The sequence below is a fragment of the Ferrovibrio sp. genome (genome assembly GCF_019636075.1).
In the GTDB taxonomy this organism is placed as follows: domain Bacteria; phylum Pseudomonadota; class Alphaproteobacteria; order Ferrovibrionales; family Ferrovibrionaceae; genus Ferrovibrio.
The window spans coordinates 41899-65655 of sequence record NZ_JAHBYG010000020.1 but is presented as its reverse complement, the minus strand read 5'-3'; the positions used below and the strand labels follow the sequence as shown (position 1 = coordinate 65655).

The 23757-nt window shown below is 63.2% G+C and carries 27 protein-coding genes and 1 tRNA gene; 14 read left to right on the top strand and 14 right to left on the bottom strand.

Annotated features, from left to right (window positions below; translation table 11 throughout):
• On the top strand, window positions 1-247 hold a 247-nt coding region (locus tag KF827_RS10385; RefSeq protein WP_291004538.1), incomplete at its 5' end, for a helix-turn-helix domain-containing protein.
• A gap of 126 nt (window positions 248-373) precedes the next feature.
• Here KF827_RS10385 and gshB read toward each other — a convergent pair.
• From gshB to rsmI, 5 genes are read right to left on the bottom strand one after another with little or no spacing between them, the layout of a single operon-like run.
• On the bottom strand, window positions 374-1330 hold the full coding sequence (gene gshB, locus KF827_RS10380) for a glutathione synthase (protein ID WP_291004535.1): 957 nt from the start codon (window positions 1328-1330) through the stop codon (window positions 374-376).
• A gap of 32 nt (window positions 1331-1362) precedes the next feature.
• On the bottom strand, window positions 1363-2187 hold the full coding sequence (locus KF827_RS10375) for a transglutaminase-like domain-containing protein (protein WP_291004532.1): 825 nt from the start codon (window positions 2185-2187) through the stop codon (window positions 1363-1365).
• Window positions 2188-2189: 2 nt separating this feature from the next.
• Window positions 2190-2822, bottom strand: coding sequence for a BON domain-containing protein (locus KF827_RS10370; RefSeq protein WP_291004529.1), 633 nt, complete (start codon window positions 2820-2822; stop codon window positions 2190-2192).
• A 39-nt stretch (window positions 2823-2861) separates the two neighbouring features.
• On the bottom strand, window positions 2862-3236 hold the full coding sequence (locus KF827_RS10365) for a YraN family protein (protein ID WP_291004526.1): 375 nt from the start codon (window positions 3234-3236) through the stop codon (window positions 2862-2864).
• Window positions 3229-4302 carry a 16S rRNA (cytidine(1402)-2'-O)-methyltransferase gene (rsmI, locus tag KF827_RS10360; RefSeq protein ID WP_367273137.1) on the bottom strand — a complete coding sequence of 358 codons (1074 nt, stop codon included), beginning with the start codon at window positions 4300-4302 and terminating at the stop codon, window positions 3229-3231. The genes KF827_RS10365 and rsmI overlap by 8 nt, the downstream gene beginning before the upstream one ends.
• 34 nt (window positions 4303-4336) lie before the next feature.
• On the opposite strand from rsmI, the gene KF827_RS10355 reads away from it, so the two are divergent.
• From KF827_RS10355 to KF827_RS10345, 3 genes are all read left to right on the top strand, one after another.
• Window positions 4337-5983, top strand: a complete 1647-nt coding sequence (locus KF827_RS10355; protein WP_291004550.1) for a penicillin-binding protein activator — start codon at window positions 4337-4339, stop codon at window positions 5981-5983.
• 227 nt (window positions 5984-6210) lie between these two features.
• On the top strand, window positions 6211-6729 hold the full coding sequence (locus KF827_RS10350; RefSeq protein WP_291004523.1) for a response regulator: 519 nt from the start codon (window positions 6211-6213) through the stop codon (window positions 6727-6729).
• Between the two features lie 151 nt (window positions 6730-6880).
• Entirely contained in the window at window positions 6881-7369 is a 489-nt protein-coding gene (locus tag KF827_RS10345; protein ID WP_291004520.1) for a hypothetical protein, read from the top strand.
• A gap of 9 nt (window positions 7370-7378) precedes the next feature.
• Here the strand turns inward: KF827_RS10345 and KF827_RS10340 are convergent, their stop codons facing one another.
• Both KF827_RS10340 and sigJ read right to left on the bottom strand, forming a co-directional pair.
• Window positions 7379-8044, bottom strand: a complete 666-nt coding sequence (locus KF827_RS10340; protein ID WP_291004517.1) for a HupE/UreJ family protein — start codon at window positions 8042-8044, stop codon at window positions 7379-7381.
• A 69-nt stretch (window positions 8045-8113) separates the two neighbouring features.
• Window positions 8114-9070 carry an RNA polymerase sigma factor SigJ gene (sigJ, locus tag KF827_RS10335; RefSeq protein WP_291004514.1) on the bottom strand — a complete coding sequence of 319 codons (957 nt, stop codon included), beginning with the start codon at window positions 9068-9070 and terminating at the stop codon, window positions 8114-8116.
• Between the two features lie 229 nt (window positions 9071-9299).
• On the opposite strand from sigJ, the gene KF827_RS10330 reads away from it, so the two are divergent.
• Together KF827_RS10330 and KF827_RS10325 are read left to right on the top strand one after the other, a co-directional pair.
• Window positions 9300-9629 carry a multidrug efflux SMR transporter gene (locus KF827_RS10330; protein ID WP_291004511.1) on the top strand — a complete coding sequence of 110 codons (330 nt, stop codon included), beginning with the start codon at window positions 9300-9302 and terminating at the stop codon, window positions 9627-9629.
• Window positions 9630-9788: 159 nt separating this feature from the next.
• Window positions 9789-10232, top strand: coding sequence for a helix-turn-helix domain-containing protein (locus tag KF827_RS10325; RefSeq protein ID WP_291004508.1), 444 nt, complete (start codon window positions 9789-9791; stop codon window positions 10230-10232).
• Window positions 10233-10238: 6 nt separating this feature from the next.
• Here KF827_RS10325 and folD read toward each other — a convergent pair whose 3' ends face one another.
• From folD to KF827_RS10310, 3 genes are read right to left on the bottom strand one after another with little or no spacing between them, the layout of a single operon-like run.
• Window positions 10239-11129, bottom strand: a complete 891-nt coding sequence (gene folD, locus KF827_RS10320) for a bifunctional methylenetetrahydrofolate dehydrogenase/methenyltetrahydrofolate cyclohydrolase FolD (RefSeq protein ID WP_291004505.1) — start codon at window positions 11127-11129, stop codon at window positions 10239-10241.
• 55 nt (window positions 11130-11184) lie between these two features.
• Window positions 11185-11484 carry a DUF167 family protein gene (locus KF827_RS10315; RefSeq protein WP_291004547.1) on the bottom strand — a complete coding sequence of 100 codons (300 nt, stop codon included), beginning with the start codon at window positions 11482-11484 and terminating at the stop codon, window positions 11185-11187.
• A 32-nt stretch (window positions 11485-11516) separates the two neighbouring features.
• Window positions 11517-11816 (bottom strand): YggT family protein, encoded by a 300-nt coding sequence (locus KF827_RS10310; protein ID WP_291004502.1) that lies wholly within the window; start codon window positions 11814-11816, stop codon window positions 11517-11519.
• Window positions 11817-12064: 248 nt separating this feature from the next.
• On the opposite strand from KF827_RS10310, the gene KF827_RS10305 reads away from it, so the two are divergent.
• The 5 genes from KF827_RS10305 to KF827_RS10285 all read left to right on the top strand — a co-directional run bounded on the left by KF827_RS10305 (window position 12065) and on the right by KF827_RS10285 (window position 17132).
• Window positions 12065-12140 (top strand) — tRNA-Ala (locus tag KF827_RS10305).
• Between the two features lie 256 nt (window positions 12141-12396).
• Window positions 12397-14742, top strand: coding sequence for a lysylphosphatidylglycerol synthase domain-containing protein (locus KF827_RS10300; RefSeq protein ID WP_367273136.1), 2346 nt, complete (start codon window positions 12397-12399; stop codon window positions 14740-14742).
• A 189-nt stretch (window positions 14743-14931) separates the two neighbouring features.
• The gene (locus KF827_RS10295; RefSeq protein ID WP_291004496.1) at window positions 14932-15345 is read left to right on the top strand and encodes a hemerythrin family protein; all 414 of its coding nucleotides are present in this window, start codon (window positions 14932-14934) and stop codon (window positions 15343-15345) included.
• Window positions 15345-15875, top strand: coding sequence for a PAS domain-containing protein (locus tag KF827_RS10290; RefSeq protein WP_291004493.1), 531 nt, complete (start codon window positions 15345-15347; stop codon window positions 15873-15875). The genes KF827_RS10295 and KF827_RS10290 overlap by 1 nt, the downstream gene beginning before the upstream one ends.
• Before the next feature lie 27 nt (window positions 15876-15902).
• Window positions 15903-17132: a methyl-accepting chemotaxis protein gene (locus tag KF827_RS10285; protein ID WP_291004490.1), complete on the top strand. Its 1230-nt coding sequence runs from the start codon at window positions 15903-15905 to the stop codon at window positions 17130-17132.
• A gap of 128 nt (window positions 17133-17260) precedes the next feature.
• On the opposite strand, the gene KF827_RS10280 is transcribed toward KF827_RS10285, so the two are convergent.
• Window positions 17261-17983 carry a hypothetical protein gene (locus KF827_RS10280; protein WP_291004487.1) on the bottom strand — a complete coding sequence of 241 codons (723 nt, stop codon included), beginning with the start codon at window positions 17981-17983 and terminating at the stop codon, window positions 17261-17263.
• Between the two features lie 64 nt (window positions 17984-18047).
• Here KF827_RS10280 and nth point away from each other — a divergent pair, with 64 nt between their 5' ends.
• Window positions 18048-18722, top strand: coding sequence for an endonuclease III (gene nth, locus KF827_RS10275; protein ID WP_291004544.1), 675 nt, complete (start codon window positions 18048-18050; stop codon window positions 18720-18722).
• Complete coding sequence (locus tag KF827_RS10270; protein WP_291004484.1) at window positions 18715-19086, top strand: hypothetical protein; 372 nt, start codon at window positions 18715-18717, stop codon at window positions 19084-19086. The genes nth and KF827_RS10270 overlap by 8 nt, the downstream gene beginning before the upstream one ends.
• Here the strand turns inward: KF827_RS10270 and KF827_RS10265 are convergent.
• Genes KF827_RS10265 through KF827_RS10255 form a run of 3 tightly spaced genes read right to left on the bottom strand, consistent with a single transcriptional unit; the run spans window position 19083 to window position 22742 of the window.
• On the bottom strand, window positions 19083-21212 hold the full coding sequence (locus KF827_RS10265) for a TonB-dependent receptor (RefSeq protein ID WP_291004481.1): 2130 nt from the start codon (window positions 21210-21212) through the stop codon (window positions 19083-19085). The genes KF827_RS10270 and KF827_RS10265 overlap by 4 nt on opposite strands.
• Window positions 21213-21249: 37 nt before the next feature.
• On the bottom strand, window positions 21250-22215 hold the full coding sequence (locus tag KF827_RS10260; protein ID WP_291004477.1) for a DUF1775 domain-containing protein: 966 nt from the start codon (window positions 22213-22215) through the stop codon (window positions 21250-21252).
• Between the two features lie 56 nt (window positions 22216-22271).
• The gene (locus KF827_RS10255; RefSeq protein ID WP_291004474.1) at window positions 22272-22742 is read right to left on the bottom strand and encodes a DUF2946 family protein; all 471 of its coding nucleotides are present in this window, start codon (window positions 22740-22742) and stop codon (window positions 22272-22274) included.
• A gap of 138 nt (window positions 22743-22880) precedes the next feature.
• Between KF827_RS10255 and KF827_RS10250 the strand changes: the two genes are divergently transcribed.
• Window positions 22881-23534 carry a HupE/UreJ family protein gene (locus KF827_RS10250; protein ID WP_291004471.1) on the top strand — a complete coding sequence of 218 codons (654 nt, stop codon included), beginning with the start codon at window positions 22881-22883 and terminating at the stop codon, window positions 23532-23534.
• Window positions 23535-23757 lie beyond the last annotated feature (223 nt).

The following is a 23757-nucleotide window of genomic DNA, read 5'->3' as shown; positions in this document are numbered from 1 at the left end:
CAGCTTGCGCAAGGGCACGACGCTCACCAAGGAGATGTTCCTCAACCATCTCTATGGCGGCATGGACGAGCCCGAGCTGAAGATCATCGACGTGTTTATCTGCAAGCTGCGCAAGAAAATCGCCAACGCCACCGAGGGCGACAATTACATCGAGACGGTGTGGGGCCGCGGCTATGTGCTGCGCGACCCGGAAGCCGGCCAGGTGCCGGCCAACGCCCCGATGCCGCAGGCCAAGAAGCGCGCGTAAGCGCGGCGTCCAGCATTTCCATAAACCGTCACCACCGGGCTTGTCCCGGTGGTCCATGCCTGCCGCATCATCGCTGCTGAACCATGGATGCCCGGAACAAGTCCGGGCATGACGAATGGGCCGGCTCTAAGCCAGCACGCGGCGCGACAGCGCGTCCTCGATGGCGTCCCAGATTTCCGCTTCCAGCTTCTTGCCGTCGAAACGGTTGATCTGTTGCAGCCCGGTGGGCGAGGTCACGTTGATCTCGGTGAGGTAATCGCCGATCACGTCGATGCCCACGAAGATCAGTCCGTCGCGCTTGAGATACGGCCCGATGGTCTCGCAGATTTCCTGCTCGCGCTTGGTGAGTTCGGATTTTTTCGGCACGCCGCCCACATGCATGTTGGAGCGCGCTTCGCCGGCTGCCGGCACGCGGTTCACCGCACCGGCCGGGCGGCCGTCGATCAGGATGATGCGCTTGTCGCCGGCGCGCACTTCGGGCAGGTAGCGCTGCACGATCACCGGCTCTCGGCTCAGCTTGGTGAACATCTCCAGCAGCGAACCGAGATTTTCGTCGTCGGGCCGCAGATGGAACACGCCGGCGCCGCCATTGCCGAATAGCGGCTTCAGGATGATGTCCTTATGCTCGTCGCGGAACGCCTTGATGGCTTCCATGTCGCTGGAGATCAGGGTGGGCGGCATCAGGCCGTCGAAATGGGTTACGTAAAGCTTTTCCGGCGCATTGCGCACCGCCACCGGGTTATTCACCACCAGGGTTTTGGGGTGGATATGCTGCAGGATATGCGTGGCGGTGATGTAGGACATGTCGAAAGGCGGATCCTGGCGCATCAGCACCACGTCCATCTCGGTCAGGTCGATCAGTTCCGGCGCGCCCAGCGTGAAATGGTTGCCGCGCTCATGGCGCAGGCGCAACGGCCGGGCCCGGGCCAGCACGCGGCGATCATGGAAACTCAGGTCTTTCGCCAGGTAATGCCACAGGGCATAGCCACGTGCCTCGGCCTCCAGGCCCAGCACGAAAGTGGAGTCGCCATCGAAATCGATGGTCTCGATCGGATCCATTTGAATCGCCACTTTCAACGCCATGGCGGCCTTCCTTGTTGCTGGTGGTCTGCCCTTCAGTTCAGGCGCAGGCGAATGTGCCTGAGGAAGGCTTGCGCCTCAAGTACCGCGGCATCGTCGCCAGACAAGATCAGGAAACGCTCGGTGGCGGCGATGGATTGCCGGATGCGCCCGCGTTTGTCTTCCACCAGGCCCAGTTCGCGCCAGGCCGGGGCGAAATCCGGCGCCACCATCAGCATGCGTTCCAGCATGGTGGCGGCGCGGTCTACATCGCCGGCCTTCCAGGCCCGCGCCTTGATATTGTTGGCCAGCCGCAGCAGCACCTCGCGGGCGGGCATCGGCCGCACATGTTCGGGCCGCAATTCGCGCTCGCCGCTGATCCGCCGCAGCAGATCGTTCATCACCGGCGGATCGGCGATGCGGCCGGCATGGAAAGGGTCCAGCACCAGATTGCCATCCTCGCCGCCCACGCGAATGAGGAAATGCCCGGGAAAATCCAGCCCGTCCACCGCCCAGCCCTGGGCGCGCCCGGCATGGATATACAGAATCCCCAAAGCCACCGGCAGGCCCATGCGGCGGTCGATCACCCGCATCAGATCGGCATTGGCGGGATCGTCGTAGGTCTCGTTGTCGCCGCGATAATCGAAGCGTCCGGCAATGGTGCCAGACAGCGCCAGGGCGCGCGCCATGCATTCGCCGCCGGCCTGCTCCTGGGCGATGGCCGCGATGATGTCGTTGAGATGCCGTCGATAGGGCGCGATATCCACCATCGGGCGGTCCAGGGCTGCCATCAGCAGGGCGGCTTCGGCGATATCAAGCTGGTCGTCGGGCACGGCGCCCAACGCGCGTAGGGCAGTTACGGTGCCTGCCCCGGCATTCATGTTCAAACCGGCCGCCGGCGGCTGTCGGTCTTCAGCCAGACATGGCTGACCACGCGGCGCACGCCCTTGATGGTACGGGCATGATCGGTCACGCGCTGCAATTCCTCTTCGTTCTGCGCCAGGCCGATCAGATAGATGATGCCGTTCACCGTGGTGATGGAATAGTTGATGTCCACGATATTGCCGTCGCCGGTCAGCTTCACGCGCAGCTGGCTGGTGATCCAGGTATCGCTGGCGGAATCGATCAGGTTGCCGCTGGGCGCGATCTGCAATTCGTTCAGCACTTCCACCACGCGGTCGTTGCTCCAGGCGATCTTCGCCGCCTCGTCGCTGTCTTCCTGTTTCTGCACCACGCCGGTGAGCAGCGCGCGGCCTTCATAGACGGTGACCGAAACCTTGCCGAACAGCCCCAGATCCTTCTGCAATAGGCGTTCGTTGATGGCGAGCTGAATGCCCTTGTCGGTGCCGGCATTCTTGGCGCCACGCTCCTCGGCGGCGGCCACGCCCACAGCGGCGCCGGCGCCCACCGCCACGCCCACGCAGCCTTGCAGCAGCGGTACGGCGGCCAACAATGCCAGCAGCGCGAATGTGGAAGGGCGGAGTGCAGAGGCGGAAAAGCGGCGATGCGTAATCACGGAACGAACTCCTTGTGGAATGGCTTAACTCTTCCTGGCTCAGCTTTCGGGCCGCCAAGCATCCCGGATATGGTGTGGCCAGCGCCAGGGCGCAAGCAACAGGGCATCGAAGCGCAGGCTCAGGGATGCGGCATCGGGCTGTCCGGCCCAGAATACCGAAGCGGCCCGGCCGATGCGATGCTTTTGCCGTGCCGAGATCGCTTCCGCCGCCTGGCCCAGATCGGGCCGCCATTTCACTTCAACCGCAGCAAGAATAGCCCCGCGCCGCGCCAGCAGGTCCACTTCGCCGCCGGCATGGCGGAAATTGCGCGCCAGGATGCGGTAGCCATGCAGGCGCAACCACCAGGCGGCAAAAGCCTCGGCCCGGCGGCCGGCTTGCCAATGTTGAAAGCGGCGGCCGGCGCTGTCAGTCATGCTTGTTTTCGGACTTGCTCTCGGGCTTGCCCTCGGGGGCCAGCTCCGCCGCCAGTTCCAGGGCGCGGGCATAAACCTCGCGTTTGCGCCGGCCGGTGGCTGCGGTAACGCTGGCGGCTGCCTCGCGCACCGAGGCATGTTGCAGGGCCTGGCGCAGCATGCTGTCCAGATCCTGGGCGCCGGCCGCCGCGCTGCCTTCCGGCGGCGGGCCGATCACCACCACAACCTCGCCCTTGGGCGACCCGGCCGCGGCATAATGGGCCGCCAGTTCATCCAGGCTGCCGCGCCGCACTTCCTCGAATTTCTTGGTCAATTCGCGGGCCACGGCGGCTTCGCGGCTGCCGCCCAGGATGCGGGCGGCGCGTTCCAGCGCCTCGGGCAGGCGATGCGGGCTTTCCAGCAGCACCAGGGTGGCTTCGGTCTGTGCCAGGCCAGCCAGCCAGGTTTCGGCGGCGCCGGCTTTTGCTGGCGGAAAACCGGCAAACAGGAAGCGGTCGCTGGGCAAACCGGCCAGGCAGAGCGCGGCCAGCGGCGAGGAGGCGCCGGGCAGGGCGGTCACCGGCAGACCGGCGGCCACCACTTCGCGCACCAATTTATAGCCGGGATCGGAAATCAGCGGCGTACCGGCATCCGAGATCAGCGCCACCACCGCGCCCTCGGCCAGCCGGCGCAGCAGCAGCGGCCGGGCCTCTGCCGCATTATGGTCATGATAGGGGGTCAGTCTGGCCTCGATGCCATAGCGGCGCAGCAGGCTTCCGCTGGTGCGGGTATCCTCGCAGGCAATCAAATCGGCCTGATCCAGCAGGGAAAGGGCGCGCAGCGTGATGTCGGCGGCGTTGCCGATGGGTGTCGCCACCAGATATAAACCTGGGGTGAAGCGATCCTGCAGGCCCTGGCCGGCCATGGCAGCCCGCACCTGAGCCGCCAGGCCGCTGCGGCCCGAAGCCTGGGTGTCGGCAGCCGGGTTATCGGCAGCGGCACAGCTGGCGGCGACAGGAGAATTGCCGGCAGCGGCAGGAGAATTGCCAGGAGCGGCAGGAGAATACGGTGCGACAGGTTCGGTCAAAGCGGTGCGGTTCCGAGGGTAAAGCGTGGTGTCGATGAAAGTCGTGTCGATGAAAGCCTACCTTACGGTCAGCCTCGGCTTGCTGGCAATCACGGCTCTGACCGGCTGTCAGGATGGCCGCGCGTCTTTGCCTGGCCTGATAGACACCATCAGCGAACAATTTTCCAGCCGCCGCCCCACCTCGGTGGTGGGGCCGCAGCAGCCGGCGCAACCGTCGCAGCAGCAAGCCCAACAGCAACCCCATCAGCAATCGACGCAGCCGCAGCAGGGCGCAGCGCCGTTGCCCGCGCCCGCCACGGCGCCCGTAGAGGCCAGGCCGCTCGAGCCGCCCGTGGTGATGGCGCCCGGTTCTGGCGCGGTCCCTGGGTCTGGCATGATGCCCGGGTCTGGCATGGCTCCCGGGCTGGCTCCTGGCCTGGTGCCGCCTAGCCAGGCCGAGGCTGTGCGTGTGGGATTCCTGGCGCCGCTTTCCGGCCCCAGCGCCGCCTTGGGTCGCGCCTTGCTGGATGCGGCGCAAATGGCGCTGTTCGATCTCAACGACGAACGTGTGCTGTTGCTGCCGCGCGATACCGAAGGCCAGCCCGAAGCCGCTATGCGTGCCGCGCAGGCCTTGCTCAGCGAAGGCGTGGATATTCTGATCGGGCCATTATTTTCCGCTTCGGCCGCAGCCGTGGCGCCATTGGCGCGTGAGCGCGGCGTGAAGGTGCTCACCTTCTCCACCGATCGCAATGTGGCCGGCAATGGGGTTTACACCCTGGGCTTCACCCCCGATCAGCAGGTGGCCCGCGTGTTGGCCTATGGCCGTTCGCGCGGCTATGTGCGCTATGCCCTGTTGGCGCCAAACTCGCCTTATGGCGAGGCTGTGGCCCAGGAAGCGGTCAGCAGCCTTACCGGTTCGCTGATGGTGCAGGAGCGTTATCCGGCCGACAGCCCGGACCTTACCCCCAGTGTGCGGCGATTTGCCGCCGCCTTGCGCGCCCTGCCGCCGCGTCCCGGCTCCCCCGAGGATGCCAGCGCCCGCCCAGCGATTGCCGGCGCGCTCGGCAACCAGGGGCCGCAACCGAACCCCGTTCAGACAGGGGGGCAGACAGCGGGCCAGACAGGGGGCCAGGCAGCGCCCCAGGCATCTGAAACCGTGATGCATCCTCCCGTGGATGCTATCCTGCTACCGGAAGGCGGTGCCCGCCTGCGTGCATTGGCGCCGCTGCTGCCGTATTTCGATATCGATCCGCGCCATATCCGCCTGCTTGGCACCGGGTTGTGGGACGATCCCTCGCTAGGCAACGAACCCGCGCTGCTGGGGGGCTGGTTTGCCGCCCCGCAGCCGGAGGGATTCGAGGAATTCCGCAAAAGATTCGAGCAAAGCTATGGCCGCCGGCCGCCGCGCCTGGCCAGCCTGGCCTATGATGCCACCGCGCTGGCCGGCATTCTGGCCCGCCAGCAGCCCGGTCCGGCTGCCCAGTCCGGCCCGGCTGCCCAGTCCGGCCCGGCCACCCAATCCAGCCAGGTCTTTGCCGATGCGGCCCTCAACAACCCCGATGGGTTTGCCGGATATGATGGTATTTTCCGGTTTCGCCCGGATGGCGTGGTGGAACGTGGTCTGGCCATCCTGGAAATCCAGCGCCGGGGCATGCGGGTGATCGATCCCGCCCCCAGCGGTTTCAACCCGCCGGTGAATTAACCCTCTCGTTAACCTTGTATCGGTGCATCGCTCACGGCTTTGTCGTCGGAGGCGTTAACCATTTGCAAAACATCTGCTTGACCCTTGTCAGAGGGCCGTTTAATGCAAAGATAGAAAGCAACTGCGGCGCGTAACGGATCGAACCGTCTGCCTGCCGAAGCGATGCATTTCTGTCGTCCCGGGCGATTTGTATACCCCGCGGACGGTATGAAAGAAGGGTGCGTACCATGAGCATGGAAAAGATCGACTTTTCCAAAGTCAATTTTCTGGTTGTCGATCCCAATCGTCTGATGGGGTCGATGATTCGCGACGTGCTGGTAACGCTTGATGCGCATCATATCGACCGGGCGCGGACCATGGACAGCGCCATTGCCATCATCCGTCAGAACCGCACCGACGTGCTGATCACCGAATGGGATCTGCAGGCCGAGCATACCGGCATGGATCTGGTTTATTGGATTCGCAACGATCCGGCTTCGTCCAACCGCATGCTGCCGGTGATCATGATGACCGCCAATTCCGAAGAGGAATACGTGGTGCGCGCCCGCGATGCCGGCGTGAACGAATTCGTTGCCAAGCCTTACACAGTGCAGAGCTTCTATTCACGCCTGGCCACCGCCATTGCGCGGCCCCGGCAATTCGTGCGTGTGGACGGCTATTTCGGCCCCGACCGCCGTCGCCGGCGCGACAGCAATTATGCCGGCCCCGAACGCCGCGCCGATCCCGATGATAATGGCCGCCGTTAAGCGCGGCGTTGATTTCTGATTCATTTGAAAGGGTGCAAGCCCGGCGGGTTTTTTGTTAAGCTGGCCACCTTGTTTTGAATGGATAATCTTATTCAGCCCTGATTAGACCCGATCATGCCCGGCTGGGCTTGATTGGCAAGGAGTTCCCGGCTTGGCAAAGCGCCCCACCTTTATTCCGCCGCCTCAGGAGTTGAAGCGTAAAGCCGTCAATTTCAAACGCGGATTTTCCCTGCAGCTCGAGCCCGAGGTGGTGCAGAAGCTTGAGCAGGTGGTGGAGAAGGCGACCGACAATTTCACCGTCGAGGTGGCCGAGAAGCTGAAGCAGCTGCGTGTTGCGCTGGGCGAAATCGGCGGCGGCGCCGAAGCCAAGCGCTATATGCGGGAAATCCGTTCCACGTCGCTCGAGATCAAGGGCATGGGGGCGATGTTCAAGTTTCCCCTGCTCACCGCTTTCGCCAAATCGCTCAACGATTTCGTGCAGGGCATGGATGATCCCACGGATATCCAGCTCGATATCATCGCCGCGCAGATCGATGCGCTTTATGTGGTGATGGCCAATCGCATCCAGGGCGGCGGCGGCAAGACCGAATCGCAATTGCTCGATGCGCTCGCCGTCGCTGCCCGCAAATACAAGGATTGAAGCTGGCCTCTAGGCCAGCAGCAACACGCCGCCGGTCACCGCCAGCATGATGCCGGCCGCGCGCGGCAGCAGGCCGGCCAGCTTGGCCTGGGGGTTCGCGGTATTTGTGCGGGCCGCCAAACGGCCAAGCGCCAGGCCCAGGCCATGCAGCAAAGCGGTGCCGATCAGCATGCCGCCGGCATAAAGCAGGGCCGAGGCCTCGGCGGGCATTTCGGCGCCATGGGCATGGCCATGGAACAGCGCAAAGACCAGGGTGGCGGCCACAGCCAGGGATAGCGGCGGTCGCAGCGCCAGGGCCAGGGCCAGGCCGAAGGCCAGCACAGACAGGGCGATACCGGTTTCCACCAGCGGCAAGGCAAAGCCGGCTTGGCCGAGGGCGAAGCCGGCGGCCATCCCGATCACGAAGGCCCCGGGTACGGCAAATAAGGCGCGGCCACCCTGTTGCATGGCCCAGATGCCCACGGCCAGCATGGCCAGCAGATGGTCCAGCCCGCCGAAGGGGTGGCCCAGACCGCTCATGAAAGGGTTGCCCATCAGGCCATGATCATGCCCCGGCACGCCATCCACATGGGCAAATGCCGGCGCGGCAAGCATGGCGGCGACAGAAATGATGGCGGCAAGCATGGCAAACGTGGCCGCGCCGGTGGCGGCACGGCGGTAAACGAGCCAGGACATGGAACTTCCCCCTTGAAACACGATAAGCCAACCCACCTGCGGTGAGTTTGCCGGGGCGCCCGGTTCAGGTCAATGCTGCAATGCACGCCCCAGCAGCGGAGCCAGATGGCGCAGTTTGTCGGGGTTACGGATAATGTAGATGGCCTGGATGGCCCCCCCATTGCCATCCGCATCGCCATTGGGGGCGATGGCAAACGAAATGGCGCTGAGCGCCTGGCCGTCCAGATGGGTGATGAAGCCAGGCTGGCCGTTGATCAAGCATTCGTGCAACTGGATGCCGGTTGGCTGTTTGCGGGTGATGCCGATGAAAAAGCGCAGGCAGCGGTCCGCGCCATGGATCACGTTGCGGGCCGCCGATACCTTGCCGCCGCCATCGGAATGGATGGTCGCATCCTGCATCAGCAGTCCGGCGAAAGCGGTCGGTTCACCGGAGGCTGCCGCCTGGATGAAGCGCCGGGCGAGATCGCGTGCCTGCTGCTGCTTGGCGTGCGCCGGCCGTTCTGTGATGCCATCGTCTTGCTGCGGATGATCGAATTGCGGGCGAGCTTCGGCAAGCCGGCGCTGGGCGCGACTGATCAATTGCCGGCAGGCAGCCTCGCTCTTGCCCAGGATGCCGGCGATTTCGGCATATTCGTAATCAAAGGCCTGGCGCAGCAGATAGGCGGCGCGTTCCGCCGGCCGCAAGGTTTCCAGCACCACCAGGAAAGCGATTTGCAGGCTGTCGGCCAGTTCGGTTGCGAAATCGGCTTCGGCGGTGGGATGCGCAACCAGCGGCTCCGGCAGCCATTCGCCGGTATAGGCTTGGCGTTCGGCTTTCATGGCGCGCAGCCGGTCTATGCAGAGCCGCGTGCAGGCGGTCACCAGCCAGGCTTCGGCATTGCGCAAATCCTCCGGTCGGGCGCGGTGCCAGCGCAGATAGGTATCCTGCACGGCATCTTCCGCCGCGCTCACACTGCCCAGCATGCGATAGGCCAGGCCAAACAGCCGGCGGCGATGCTTTTCAAACAGCGCAACATTTTCGATCATGCCGCCACCTTAACCAGACTACAGCTCTTGGCATAGCCAAAGCCTGCCTCAGCCGCGCGGATGCGCCGTTCGATAAAAGCTTCCAGCAGGCGGTATAACGGATGCATGACAGTTCCTGATCGTCTGTGATGCAGCAAAGACGCGGCAGCTTGGCTTTTTGTGACAGCCTGCATTTTATCCGGTCTGGCGGTTATACTGCAGGCGGCCAAGCAGCCTCAGCGGGGATATCGTGCATTATCTTTATCTCGCCATTGCCATTTGCAGCGAAGTAGCAGCCACCAGCCTGCTGAAGGCATCCGAGGAATTCAGCCGTTTCTGGCCCAGCCTCGGTGTCATAGCCGGGTATGCCGTGGCGTTTTATTGCCTCAGCCTCACTTTGCGGGTGATGCCGATCGGCGTGGTCTATGCGCTCTGGTCTGGCATCGGCATCGTGCTGGTGGCGATTGCGGGATTTGCGATTTACGGCCAGCGGCTGGATCTGCCGGCGATGATCGGCATTGCCCTGATCATTGCCGGGGTGCTGGTGATCAATCTGCTGTCGCACAGCACGGCGCCCTAAGATTCCCATCGTAATCATACGCTTTCGCAGCAGCGAATGCCGGATTGGTTGCGGGCGGAAATATTTTCCCATCCGACATCCGCGCTCATGCTTTGGTCGGCATTGAGAAAGCCGCGGGCTCTTGGCAGTATTCGAATCCGTAGGGAAGAGAGCGCAGCCATGGCGATTCCGGAAACCTGTAATGCCGCCGTATCCGCTTCGGATGCATCAGGCGCCGATGCGCGCGAAGCGGATCTGCGCTGGCGTCAGGTCATTGGCGCCCGCATCCGGGTGTTTCGTGAATATGCCGGAATGACCTGCCAGGTTTTGGCCGCGCGGGTCGGCCTGTCGGAACATCAGATGCGCGCGGTGGAAGCCGGGCTGCTGGAAATTTCGCGCGGGCAGCTTGCGCGCATTGCCCAGCCATTGGCGCTGCCCATGCACTTGCTGATCAAGGATGCCGCCACCGCCCTGCCGGATTTCAGCCCGGAAGAAGAGGCCGTGGCGCGCGAAGAGCTGCAAATGCTGATGCGCTATTTCAATGCCGTGGAAGGCGATGACCTGCGCCAGCGCCTGCTCGAAACGGTGATGCGGCTGGCCGATACCGACACACCGAAAGTTTGAGATACGCTAAAGTTTGATTCGGGCGCGGGCGCAGGCTGCATCCAGCGTATTCTGCAGCAGGCAGGCGGTGGTCATCAGGCCCACGCCGCCCGGCACCGGGGTGATGGCGCTGGCCACTTCCACGGCGGATGCGAAATGCACATCGCCCACCAGCTTGGTCTTGCCATCTTCTTTCGCAATGCGGTTGATGCCCACATCGATCACCACGGCGCCGCGCTTCAGCCATTCGCCGCGCACCATTTCCGGCTTGCCCACGGCGGCCACCACGATATCGGCTTCGGCGCAAAGCGCGGGCAGGTCGCGGCTGCGCGAATGCGCCATGGTGACGGTGGCATTGGCGCTGAGCAGCAATGCGCCCATCGGCCGGCCCACCAGGATCGAACGCCCGATCACCAGCGCGCTGGCGCCCGCTACCTCCGCCTTGGGCACCTGGGCCTTGATGCGCTCCAGCATGATCATGCAGCCTTTCGGCGTGCAAGGCACCAGCGCTTCGATGCCTTGCGCCAGATAGCCGGCATTCACCGGATGCAGGCCATCCACATCCTTGGCCGGATCGATGGCGGCCACCACGGCCTGGCTGTCGATATGCGGCGGCAACGGCATCTGCACCAGGATGCCATCCACCAGCGGATCGGCATTCAATTTGCCCAGCAGGGCCAGCAGATCGGATTGCGCGGTATCCGCCGGCAGCTTGATTTCATCCGACACCATGCCGGCTTCGCGGGTGAGGACGCCCTTGTTGCGCACATAAACCTGGCTGGCCGGATCCTCGCCCACCAACACCACGGTCAATCCCGGGGCGCGGCCCAGCTTGGCCTGGAACAGCGCCACCTTGGCGGCCACCTCGGCGCGGATATCCAGCGCGATGGGTTTGCCTTCGATCAGGGTTGCGGTCATCGGTTCGCTCCTCTTTCACTCATGCCAGCCCGGCCCGGATCAGTCTCGGCCCGGATCAGGTCTCGGCCAGGCCATGCGGCGCCAACCAGGCGCGCAGGGTGGGCAACCAGTCTTCCGGCGCACCGGTAAATGCCACCTGCTTGTGGCGGTCGGTGGCGCCGGCCACCAGGCTCAGGCGGTTGGGGCCCACATGCAGCTGTTTGGCCAGCAATCGCAGCAAAGCCTCGTTGGCGCGGCCTTTCTCGGGCACGGCGGTCACTTTCACGGCCAGTTCGCAACCGCCATCGGCGGTGGGCTTGATGCCTTCCACGGCATCGCGGCCGGCTTTCGGGGTGAGCCGCACCCGCAGCCGCAGGCCGTCGCCTGCCAGGAACCAGGGCGGTGAAATCAGGCGCCTCGCAGCAGAGCCGGCGCCAGGTCGCGCAGCAGCAGATTTTGCAGGAACAGCAGCAGCAGGATCAGCAGCACCGGCGAGATGTCCAGTCCGCCCAGGTTGGGCAGCACGCGACGGATCGGCCGCAGGGCCGGCTCGGTCACCCGGTAGAGGAAATCGCCGATGATATAAACGAAGCGGTTGCTGGTATTCACCACGTTGAAGGCGACCAGCCAGCTCAGGATGGCCGAGCCGATCAGCAGCCAGATATACAGCCCGATCAGGGTGTCGATCAGCCAGATCAACGCAAACATTGCCAACCCTTTCGCCCATGAACCCCGGCCTGCCGCGCATGGATGGTGGCCGCAACCGGTCCTTTGACATACCGGCTGTGCCCGTGAAAGGCAACTGCGGGGCCAGAATCCCAAGCCCAGCCCGGGTAGGGCCAGAATCCCGAGCCCGGCCGGGATGGGGGGATGGACAAAGCGCCCGGGCTTGGCTACAAGCATGCCGCTCGCCGGCCCGGAACCTGCTTCCGCCGTCTGGCAGCATGAATAGCGCTGGGGCCGTAGCTCAGATGGGAGAGCGCCTCGTTCGCAATGAGGAGGTCAGGGGTTCGATTCCCCTCGGCTCCACCAATTCCAGCGCGCGATCTACGAAAATCCGACCGGATTCAAGCCTGCAGTTGGGGCATTCTTTGTCTGAGAGGGGCGGCAATTTATAATTGATCAATATAGTGAATTAATATATTTTAAATTGAATGTGCGAATGTGACTGTTTAATCGCTTTTCGTTCGACACTTATTGGAAAAAGTATATAGAGAGGCGCTGAATGCTCGCGGGCCTTATTCCTAGCCGGGCTTCCGATAGCAGGTAGCAAGGGATTCTCCAGGCTGTGTTGATTGGCAGGGTCGTGCTGAGTTTACGCAGCGCAATATCGTCTGCGCCGGTAAAGCGGGGTATCGCTAGCCTTGCTGGTATTTTGCGTCTGTTTCGCAAGCGCACAACCAAGTCCATCCTCGCCGTCTTTTTGCTGCTGCTCATAATCTGGGTGGCCGGGCTGGAGGATGTTTTCGCGCGGCTGGTCGCGTTTCCGCTCGGCAGCCTGTTTGCCATCCTGATGCTGCTGGGCGCCAATCTGTGGCTGGTGGGTTTCCGCTTCTGGCGCGTGCTGATGCAATTTTCCTATCGGGTGCCGTTGGCGGTGGCCACACGCGCGGCTTTGGCCGGTCATGTGGCGGGCCTGTTGGTATTCTCGCTGTTTGGCCAGGTGGCGGGCCGGCAGGCCGTGCTGCGCGAAGTGGGCATCTCGCCATTGGTGAATTCCAGCCTGGCGGCCTACGAACGCGCTCTGCTGGTGGTGATCAGCGGTCTGCTGGCGATTTTTTCGGCGGGTTATCTGTTCGGCCAGCATCTGGTCGCGGCTTTTTTCCGGGGCATTCCGCTGATCGAGATCGCCGGCTTGATCGCGGTCAGCTTGCTGCTCAGCCTGATGATCGGGCGCTCTCGTTTCGAATCGCGGATTCTGCGGCGCGTATTGACCGGCCGAAATCTGGGCCAGGTGTTGCAGATCGCAGCGCTCACCCTTTGCAGCCAATGCCTGGTGCTCAGCAGTTTCGTGGTTGCCATCCTCACCTTGCAGCCCGATGCGCAGCCGCTCAGTGTGTTTGCCGCTGCCGCGCTGATCAGCTTTGCCGCCAGCCTGCCGATCACCGTCAACGGATGGGGCGTGCGCGAGGTGGCGGCGGTGTTCGTGCTGCAGCAATTGGGCATTGCGGCCGCCGATGCCATCACTGTGTCGATACTGATCGGCGCCAGCGCAACCTTGGTGATCCTGCTGGCCGCGCCATTGGCTTTCCGTAAGAAAATCAAACGCACCGCCATAATGCGTAGCGATGACGCAAACCGCAGCACAGATGCCTTCACGGCAAGCGCGGTGCCGGATCTGGAAAAAGCAGCGGCCTGGTTGCTCGGCATGGCGGTGGCGCTGACGGTGTTTTTCCAGCTCCATGTGGAACTCACTTCCGGCCCATTGAACATAAATCTGGCGGATCCGTTCGCCATCCTGTCGCTGGCGGCAGTGGCTTTGCATTGTGTGATACAGCGCCAATTGCCGCATTGGCGGATACGGGGATTCAACGCCATCCTGATGGCACTGAGCCTGATGCTGTTATTCGGATTTGCCATCGGTGCGCTTAAGATCGGCATCACGCAATGGGCGCTGGCCGGGCGTCTGCTGGGCTGGCTGGTGGTGCTGGGGTATCTTTCGGCGGGTTATCTTCTGGTGGCCTTTGTGGGCAATATCGCATTGCGGCGCCTGATGCAGACCTTGGTTCTGGTCGCCTGTTGCGTTGTGCTGTGGCATGCGCTGAGCCGACTGGCTTATCATTTCGGCTTTGGCCTGAATGTGCCGCCGCCGTTGAATTTCGAAGCTTATTCAGGCAACCGCAACGCCTTCGTATTTCAGTTGCTGTCGGTGATGGCGCTGCTGCTGGCTTATGCCCGGGTGTTTGGCGAAAACGCGCTGAAACTACAGCGCCTGCCCTGGTTCCACCCGGTGCAATGGGGGCGCTTTGAAACCATCTGCCTCGGCGTGCTCATGGTGGGTATGGTGTGGACCGGCTCGCGCGCCGGCATGGTGGCTGCCGGCATCGTGCTGCTGGTGGGTATGGCTGCGCGGATGGTCGGTTGGCAGAAGGTGCTGCGGGGCGCTGTGGTGGCGGCATCGATCTGGGGCTTGTTCTGGCTGGTGCAGAAGATCGATTTCGGTACAGGCGATGCCTTCCGGGGCCTGGCCGTACAAAGCCTGCTTTCGTGGGATGAAAGCAATGTGGAGCGCTGGGCCACCTGGTTTCATGCCATCAAGTTGTGGCTTGAATCGCCGATCTGGGGCGCCGGCCTGGGCGTGTTTCTGGTGCGCAGCGAGGAATGGCTGGGCCGCCAGCAGGTGGTGCATAGCACGCCGCTATGGATCCTGGCCGAATTCGGCCTGATCGGTTTCGGTATTATCCTCTGGATATCGGCGAAACTGTATCTGCATGCCATGCAGCGCCCGATCCGTATGGCGGCGCCGCATCGTGCGGGATTGATTTTTCTGTTTCTGGCCTTCGCGGTATTCAGCCAGTTTCATGAAATTTTCTATCAGCGAATCCTGTGGCTGATTCTGGGCGCAGTGATGGCTTTGCCGGCTTCCAGCTGGGCAAAGCCGGCGCAAAGCCACGGCGGTGGCACGCCAGTGTAAGCGTACGCCGAAGTTTTTCTGGTAAAAACAATATAAAAATACATGCTGAAATTGCACTGAGCGACACTATGGGTGGCGTGTAGTGTGGGGCAATAATATCAGCCATGACGCGCGTTGATCGAAATCAATTACAGCCTTTGAGGCGCCCCATAGCATGCCGTGCTTGGACCAACTGGGGTGCGGCTGGCTATGGGATATTCACGGCATTTCGCGCTGCCGGAAGCGGCACGGATACAATACAACGCTTTGGACGAGCAGCATGAATCGTTGCTCGACGAATTGAACGATTACCTCGATATGCTGCGCGGCAATGCGGGCCGCTTGCCTGCCGATCAATGCTTCGACCGGCTTTCCGACAAGATGCACAGCCATTTCCTGCATGAGGAAGAGATCATGGCTGGCCTGCGCTACCATGGCCTGGATTGGCATATCGGGCATCACCGCGAAAGCATGGCGCGGCTGCAGAGCCTGCGCAGCCAGTGCATCGACAAGGGCTATATCGATATCGATGATATCAACGATTGTTTCTCGCAGGTGATCGACGATGTGCTGCGGGCCGATCTGCAATTCAAGACTTTCCTGCATGTCAGGGGGATATTGTAATGCGGCGGCCGGAGCCAACCCAGAACGAGCGCTTCTTCGAGCCGACCGAGATCATCGTTTCCAAAACCGATACGCGCGGCCGCATCACCTATGCCAATGATGTGTTCTGCAAGGTGGGGCTCTATTCGGAAACCGAACTGATCGGCCAGCCGCATAGCATCCTGCGCCATCCGGATATGCCGCGCTGCGTGTTTCATCTGCTCTGGCAGCGGATAGAAACCGGCCAGGAAATCTTCGCCTATGTGAAAAACCTGGCCAAGAACGGTGATTTCTACTGGGTGTTCGCCCATGTCACGCCGAGCTTCGATCCCCAGGGCGGCATCGATGGCTATCATTCAAACCGCCGGGTGCCGGAGCGCCGGGCGGTGGAAACCATTGCGCCGATCTATGCCGCTTTGCTGGCTGAGGAAGCGCGCCACGCCGACCGCAAACAGGGCATGCAGGCCGGCGTTGCCTTGTTGCAGGCGGAATTGCAGCGCATCGGCATGGAATACGATGCCTTCGTTTTCGAGATTGCCGGCCTGGCTTAGGCCTGATTGATTTCAGAGGGGATGAGGATGTTTTTGATCGGCCGCACTGCGCGCCTGCATGTGCAGGCATTGAAGGAGATCGGCGAGGTTTGCGAGCGCGTTGCCCATGGCGATCTGAATGCCCGTGTGGTGCATACCGATCCCTATGGCGACCTGGCGCCGCCGTTGCGCGCGCTCAACCATATGCTGGACCAGACCGACGCCTATATCCGCGAATCCGGCGCTTCGCTCAATTTTGCGGCCGAGGGCAAGTTCTATCGGCCGTTTCTCGAACGCGGCCTGCATGGCGATTTCCGGCGCGGTGCGGGCATCATCAATCGCGCCCGCCTGGCGATGCGCGACAAGGCCGGCGAGGCCGCCAAGCTGGCCGGCGAGATCGAAACCCAGCGCGTTGCCATGGCGGCGCAGGCCAAGGCCGAACGCGCCAAGCTGGCCGATGAATTCGAAGCCGGCGTTACCGCCATCGTGGAGCAGGTGACGGTCTCAAGCCAGGAAGTGGCTGCCGATGCCGATACCATGGCCGAGCGCCTGGCCCAGGCCGGCACGCAATCCTATTCGGTGGCCGAGGCGGCGCAGCAGGCCACACAGAACACCCAGGCGGTGGCTGCCGCGTCGGAGCAGATGGCCGCCACCGTTACCGAGATCAGCCGCCAGTTGCGCGAAGGCAACATGGCCAGCAAGGCGGTGAATGACGAGGCGAACCGCGCCGCGGCTGCCGTGCAGGATCTGGTGGAAGCCAATCAGCGCATCGATGAAGTGGTGGAATTCATCAAATCGGTGGCTTTCCAAACCAACCTGCTGGCGTTGAATGCCAGCGTGGAAGCCGCGCGGGCCGGCGAGGCCGGCAAGGGCTTTGCCGTGGTGGCGCAGGAGGTGCGCAATCTTGCGCAGAAGACCGCCGAGGCGGCGAAATCGATTGCCGAGCAGATCAGCGCCATCCAGCAGGCCTCCGATCGCACGGTCACGTCTATCGGCACCATACGCGGCCAGGCGGCCGAGTTGAACGAGCGTATGGTGGGCATTACCGAGGCGGTCAGCGAGCAGGCCAGTGCCACGGCCGATATCTCAAACAATATTCAGGCCGCAGCCACCCGCACCGAAAGCGTGACGGCGAATATCGAGAGCATATCGGGCGCGGCCGCCGAAAGTGGCGAGATGGCCGCCGGCATGCGCGAAACCGCTGCGGCGATGAATGGCCGGGCCGATGAACTGGCGCGCCGGGTCAGCGAGTTCCTGGATTTCATCCGTCGGCTGTAACATCCAGGATGTTATCGATGCCTTTGATCTGCGGGCAATCCTTCACCAGGAAGGGTGCTTGGAAGCACCGGTTGCGGCATTGCGGGTGGCGCAATGGCTAACGTCACCCGATCAGGCAACGCGGTGTATCAGCGGATTTGCAGCTTCTGATTTTCCCTCGCCCCGCCCGCATTCTTGTCGCAGGCGGTAAAGCCGCTCAAATCCCGTTTCAGGCAAAAGCGCACTTCCTGCAATTGGCCGTCGCGCAGAACCACCGCCGCCTGGCCTGGCTGCAAAGCCGGATTGGTCCGGCGCAAGGCCGCCAGCAGGTCGCCCACCCGCACCTCGCCGGGCGTAAGGGCCGGCAGGGCGATTTTGTCCATGGCGCCGGCGATGGCCTGCAGATAGCGCTCTGCGCCGCCGGTTTCATCGCTGCCGAAATCGGCGCAACTGCCATGTTTGGCCCATTGGCAGGCGATCAGCCGGCTGCTCGGCATGCGGCAAAGATACTGGCGTTGCAAATCCATTGGCGGCGGCCGGGTAGGGGCGCAATATTGCGGCCAGCCGCCTTCCACCGCGCGCGTATGCCCGCTGCGATATTGCGGCCACAGGCCATGGGCCACGAAGCCGAAGCGGTTATCCTGGCATTGCAGCGGATCAGGCCGTTTGGTGCTGGCGCAATAATGCGGCGACCAGCTCAGGGCCAGCACATAATAATCGAAATCCCCTGGCATGCCGCGGCGTGGCCCGGTTTGCGGGCAGGCCTGGCTTTCGATCCGCTCGGGCAGGCGGCATTGCTGTTGCGCCTGGCCTATTGCCGGCTGGGGCAATGCCAGGAACAGCAGCAGTGGAAACAGAAAATAGCGCAGCATCGTCGGCCTGTGCTAAGGGAAGATATCGCCGCAACAGAATAGCAGCCAAGCCCCGATCGTGACCATGCCGAAGCCCAAGAAGAAACCAGCCAGGCTTTCGCCTGCCGCCATCGCGGAAATCTTCGCCCGCCTGTCGGCCGCCGATCCCGAGCCGCGCACCGAGCTGAATTACGTGAACGGCTATACTTTGCTGGTGGCGGTGGTGCTGTCGGCCCAGGCCACCGATGCCGGGGTGAACCGCGCCACCAAGGATCTGTTCAAGAAAGTGCGGGATCCGGCGGCGATGCTGAAACTCGGCGAGGCCGGCCTGAAAGAGCATATCAAGACCATCGGCCTGTTCAACGCCAAGGCCAAGAACGTGATCGCGCTGTCTGAAATCCTGGTACGCGAGCATGGCGGCGAAGTGCCGCGCGACCGCGATGCGTTGCAGGCCCTGCCCGGTGTGGGCCGCAAAACCGCCAATGTGGTGCTGAACGTGCTGTGGGGCGAGCCCACCATGGCGGTGGATACGCATATCTTCCGGCTCGGCAACCGGCTGGGCCTGGCGCCGGGCAAGACGCCGCTGGAAGTGGAACAGGGATTGCTCAAGGCGATCCCGTCGCATTATCTGCGCCACGCCCATCACTGGCTGATCCTGCATGGGCGCTATATCTGCAAGGCGCGCAGCCCGGCCTGTCCGCGCTGCATCATCCGCGATCTCTGCCTCTTCGAGCCGAAAACGCCCGATCCGGATGCCTGAACCGCTGCTGGCATTGCTGGATAGCAATATCCATGATCGCATTCTGGCCGATGCCGAAGCGGCGGCTTTGATCCGCCAGGCAATTGCCGCCGGTCGCCTGTGCCTGTTGCGCCATGCCTGCCAGCGCCGCGAATTGCACCGTGTGCCCGATGCACAGCGCCGCACGCGCCTGCTGGCATTATACGATGATCTGGATGGCAAAACGGCCAGCACGGAACTCGATCCGATGCTGGCCGCCGATGATGCCCTGCTGCTGCTGGCCGTCCGGCATGGCGCCTGGCTGGTCAGCGACGACAGGGCGTTGGCAAAACGCGCGGAAAGGGCGATGGATTACGCCGCTTTCCGCGCCTGCCTGCTGGCCTAGAAGCGCCACTCGATACCGGCATAGACCGCACGGCCATCGCCAGGATTGAACAGCGCCTGATTGCCCGCCGTGGTGGCGGCGCTGGTGGAGGCGATGTAGGTCTTGTCCAGCAGATTGCGACCTTCCAGGAAGATGCGGCCGCCTTCGCGGATGGTATAGCCGCCACGCAAGCCCCACAGCGCATAGGCTGCGGTTTTCGACGTGTTGGCGTTGTCCACGTGATAGGCCTCGGGCACCCATTCCACATTCGGGGCGATGAACCAGCCATTCGCCTGGCCTTCCATCGCGCCGTAACGCAATTCGGCGCGCAGGTAATGCCTGGGCGCGCCGGGCAAAGCGTTGTCGCGGAATACCGGATCGTTGTCGAAGCGGAAATTGCTGAAGGTATAGGCGCTGCGCAGGCTTATGCGATCGCCCTCCATCCAGGCGCCGCGCAGCAGGGTGGCTTCGCCGCCCAGTTCGATGCCCTGGTGGATCGTCTTGTTGATGTTGCGCGCCTGGGTCTGGCCGCCGCCCACATCCAGCAATTGCAGTTCATCCTCCACATTGGCCCGGTAGGCCGCCAGTTCCAGCGCGTAATCCGCTGTGCGCCAGCGCGTACCGATTTCCAGCGTGCGGGATTTCTGCGGTGCCAGCGGTGCAAAGCCCGGTGTGGCGGTCGGATTGAGTTCCGAAAATGCCGGCGGTTCCGAAGCCCAGCTCAGGTTGGTGAAAACCTGCCAGTCCTGCGCCACATCCCAGCGCAGGCCCAGCTTGGGGTTGAGGCTTTGGTATTCGCGGCTGCCGCTGTCGATGCCATTGGCGGGGAACAGGTCCACCAGATTGCGCTCGGCATAGGTGGCCTGGGCGCCGGCAATCGCAGCGATATCGGGCCGCAGGTAATAGGCCGCTTCGCCATAGAGTTCGAACGTGTTGGATTTCTCCTCCACATTGTTGCTCAAGGCGCCGCGATTGCCGCCCACATTCGCATATTGCTTGGCGTGGTTCTTGCCGCCGAAATAATTCAGCCCGCCGATGAGATCGAGACGCTGGCCGAACAGGTTGGTTTCTTCGGTGATGCGGGCATAGCCGCCGTAATTATTCTCCTGGTTGTCGATGACCGCAAAAGACAGCGGGTGGAACAATGCCTTGTCGGCATAGAACACCCCCAGCGTGGCCTCGCCGCCGGCAGTGAGGAAGGTGGTTTTGTTGTTCAGCCGCACGGAATCGATGTCTCGCTTGGTGTTGCGGCTGAAGCTGGTATCCACCGTTGAATTGGGCTGCCTGAAGGCAATGTCGCGCGTCAGCGAGCCGGGGATCGCCTGATTGATGTTATTGGCGGTGATGTAGAAGCGGGTTTCCGCGCCATCGCCGAAGCGATAGCCGACATTGCCGTTCAGCCGGTAGTAATCCTGATCCGAGTGATCACGATAGCCCAGCGAGTGGCTGTAGGTAGGGGTGATGTAATAATCGAAGGCGCCCAGCACGCCGCCGGCGGCGAACTGGCTGCGTGAGGTCTGGTAGCTGCCGAATTCCTGCCGCACCAGGTAGCCGCCATGGCTGCGGCCGGTGGGCGACACGTAATTCACCGCGCCGCCCAGGCTGGCTGCACCGAATTGCAACGCATTGGCGCCGCGATACACTTCCACATAGCGGAAAGCCAGCGGATCGATTTCCTGGAAATCGCCGCCGCCATCGGCTTGGTTGATCGGCACGCCATCCAGCAGTAGCCGCACGCCGCGCAGATGGAAGTTGCGCGACAGGCCGGAGCCACGGATCGCCAGGCGGGCATCTTCCTGGCCGTATTTCGGCTGCGCGAAAACGCCGGGCACATAATCCAGCACTTCCTTGACCGTGCTGGCGCGGCCCTCGCGCAATTCCTGCTCACTGACCAGGCTCACGCCGCCGGGAATTTTTTCCAGCGCCTTGCGGGCCTCTTCCGGCGAGGGGATGGTGATGGCTTCCTTCTCGACATTGCCGCCGACCGAACCACCCTGCACGTTGAGCGTGGGGGTGGTGGCGGGGCTGCCGGATTGCCCATGGGCATTGCCGCTGAACAGCGCGAGCAGGCTGGCGCCGGCATACAAGCCGAGCGCGATTTTCGGCAGCGTCTTCTCGACGCGCCGACGCATGATGGACGGATTCATGGTGTCGTTTCCCTATGGAAAGAAAAAATGCGGGTGATCAGTGCTTGTGGGCGCCGCCATGGCTGCCATGATCCATTTCGGACCCGGCAGTACCGCCAGGCTTCACCACAGGCACGTTCAGCGTCACGCTGCCAGCCTTCTCGAAGGTCAGGGTCAGCGGAAAGCTTGCCCCTTCCTTCAACGGCTGCTTCAGCCCGATCAGCATCACATGATAGCTGCCGGGCTCCAGCGCTGTGCGGCCATGGCCTGCGATTTCGATCGCCGGCACCGGACGCATCCGCATCACTTCGCCTTCCTTCACATGGGTGTGTAATTCCACGTTCTCGGCCACCGGAGAGGCAGCCTTCACCAGCTTGTCGCCTGCCATGCCGGTATTCACCAGGGTCATGAAGGCGCCGCCCATCTTCGCCGGCGTGGCGCGGGCGAAAGGTTGCTGGATCTGAATCGGCCCAATACTGGCCGTGGGTGCGGCATCCTTGCCGCCGCTCACGCGGATCACCGCGGCCGGGCGTTCCACGCGCTGGCCGGGGGTGGCGATCTGCTCCCAGCGCAACTCGCCCTCGGCGCAGCTCTGGATCACCTTCAGGTAAAGCGGCCCATTCTGTTCGGGCAGTTTCAGGCTGAGGCCGAATTCATCGAAATGCTCATTCGGCAATTTGCCGCCGGTCCACGATACGGCGCTGATCGCGGTATCGGTCATGGCGCCATGGCCGGCATCCACCGGCTTGGCCAGCTTGGCGGTTTCGATCTTGATGTCCCAGCCCGGCTTGGCCTGGGGCCGCACGCTGGTCAGGCCTTCGGGCAGCAGCACCTTCACGGCAATGGTGGGCGATTGGCCGCAGCCATGGCCAACGCGCAAGGCGGTGCGGAAATAGCTGCCGGCTTTGCCCTCGGATGGATCGGCCACAACATGGGCGAAGGCCGGGGAAACGAAGACCGGAGCGGCATGAACTGAAAACAGCGCAGCGCCCGCGACGCAGCAGAAAAGCATGGATTTCAACATGGGTTTACCCCCTCGAATGACGGAAAATGCGCACGGCAGGGCCGCGCGATGCAAGGTCAGTCGAGGGCGTTCGGTGGTCCGCGTGCGCGGGCAGGGGCTTGATCCACGCCATGGGGCGGCGCGGCCATCCACATCATGTAGGCAATGCCGCTGGCCAGCAGCGGCAGGGCAATGCTCAGATCGGCCGAAGGCAGCATGCCGGGCAGCATGGGTGGGCCCAGGCAGAGCGGCACGTAATGCTTGACCTTGCCGTCATCGGACGTGTCGCCATCCGTGCTGGCGCCTTCCGTGCTGGTGCCAGCGGCTTTTTTGCCGGATTGGTTGGCCAGCGGCAGGCCGTCGGCCCCCACCAGCACCATGCGCATGCCCATCGCGCTGCAGATCACGATGCTGTCGTAGCCGCCGGTATCGGCGCGGCGCATGGCGGCCTGGTAGGCCAGCGGCAGCAGGCTATGGAAAACCAGCGAGACAAGCGCAAACCACAACGCAGCCTTGGCCGCCCATTTGCTGACATCAGGGCGGCTCAAGACAGCGATTCCCGGTTTCGATGTCGTGGCGAGCATGCCCAACACCTAGCAGCGCCCCGCCGGCCCGGCAAGCGACACGCGGTCGCAGCCCGGCAGTCCAATTGACGACCGGGCCGCGCCAGGCATAGGCTTCGCGCCATGAAAACCCGCCGCCATATGCTTTTCGCCGCCCTGCCGCCATTGGCCGGCGCGTTTATCAGCCAGACTGCCTTGGCCCATCACGGGATGGATGGGCAAGTGCCTAATACGTTGTTTTCCGGCCTGATTTCCGGGCTGGCGCATCCGGTGATCGGGCTCGATCATCTGGCCTTCCTGCTGGCTGCGGCGGTGGCCATGGCGTCCCGGCCGAATGCCTTTCGGCTGCCCTGGTATTTCATTCTGCCGGGCCTGCTGGCGGCGGCCTGGCATGTGGCCGGTTTCGATCTGCCGGTCTCGGAAATCCTGGTGGCGGCCAGCCTGGTCATCCTGGGTTTGATGCTGGTTTGGCGCCGTGCCGATCAGGCAATGCTGTTTTTGCCCCTGCTGATGTTGGCCGGCCTGCTGCATGGCTATGCCTTCGGCGAAAGCATCGTTGGCGCCGAATCCACACCGCTGCTGGGCTATTTCGCCGGCTTGGCCCTGGTGCAATATGGCCTATGCGCGGGCAGCATCCTGCTGTATCGCCGGTTGGTGCGCTATTGGCTGCCAGGCCGCGCCGAACAGAAAGCCGGCGGGCAGGTTGGCTGGGGCCCGGCTGGCTGGGCCGTGGGGGCGGTTGGCGGCATATTCCTGATTCTTGCCGTTATCGGCTGAAAAGCACCCCGCACTTGACACCGCCCAGGCCGATTGTTATTTCCTGGGCGTCCGATCATACGGTCGGGCATCCTTCCGGCTTCTGTGGATGGGTTTCGGGCTGGCACTAAGCTGCCGGTGTTGAACACCCCCTCCGGCCCGGCCACCCGGTCGCCAGCCTATTGGGCCTCACGCCCAGCGCGGCTGTCGCATCCCAAATCTCCCCCTCCTGCCGCCATCGTTG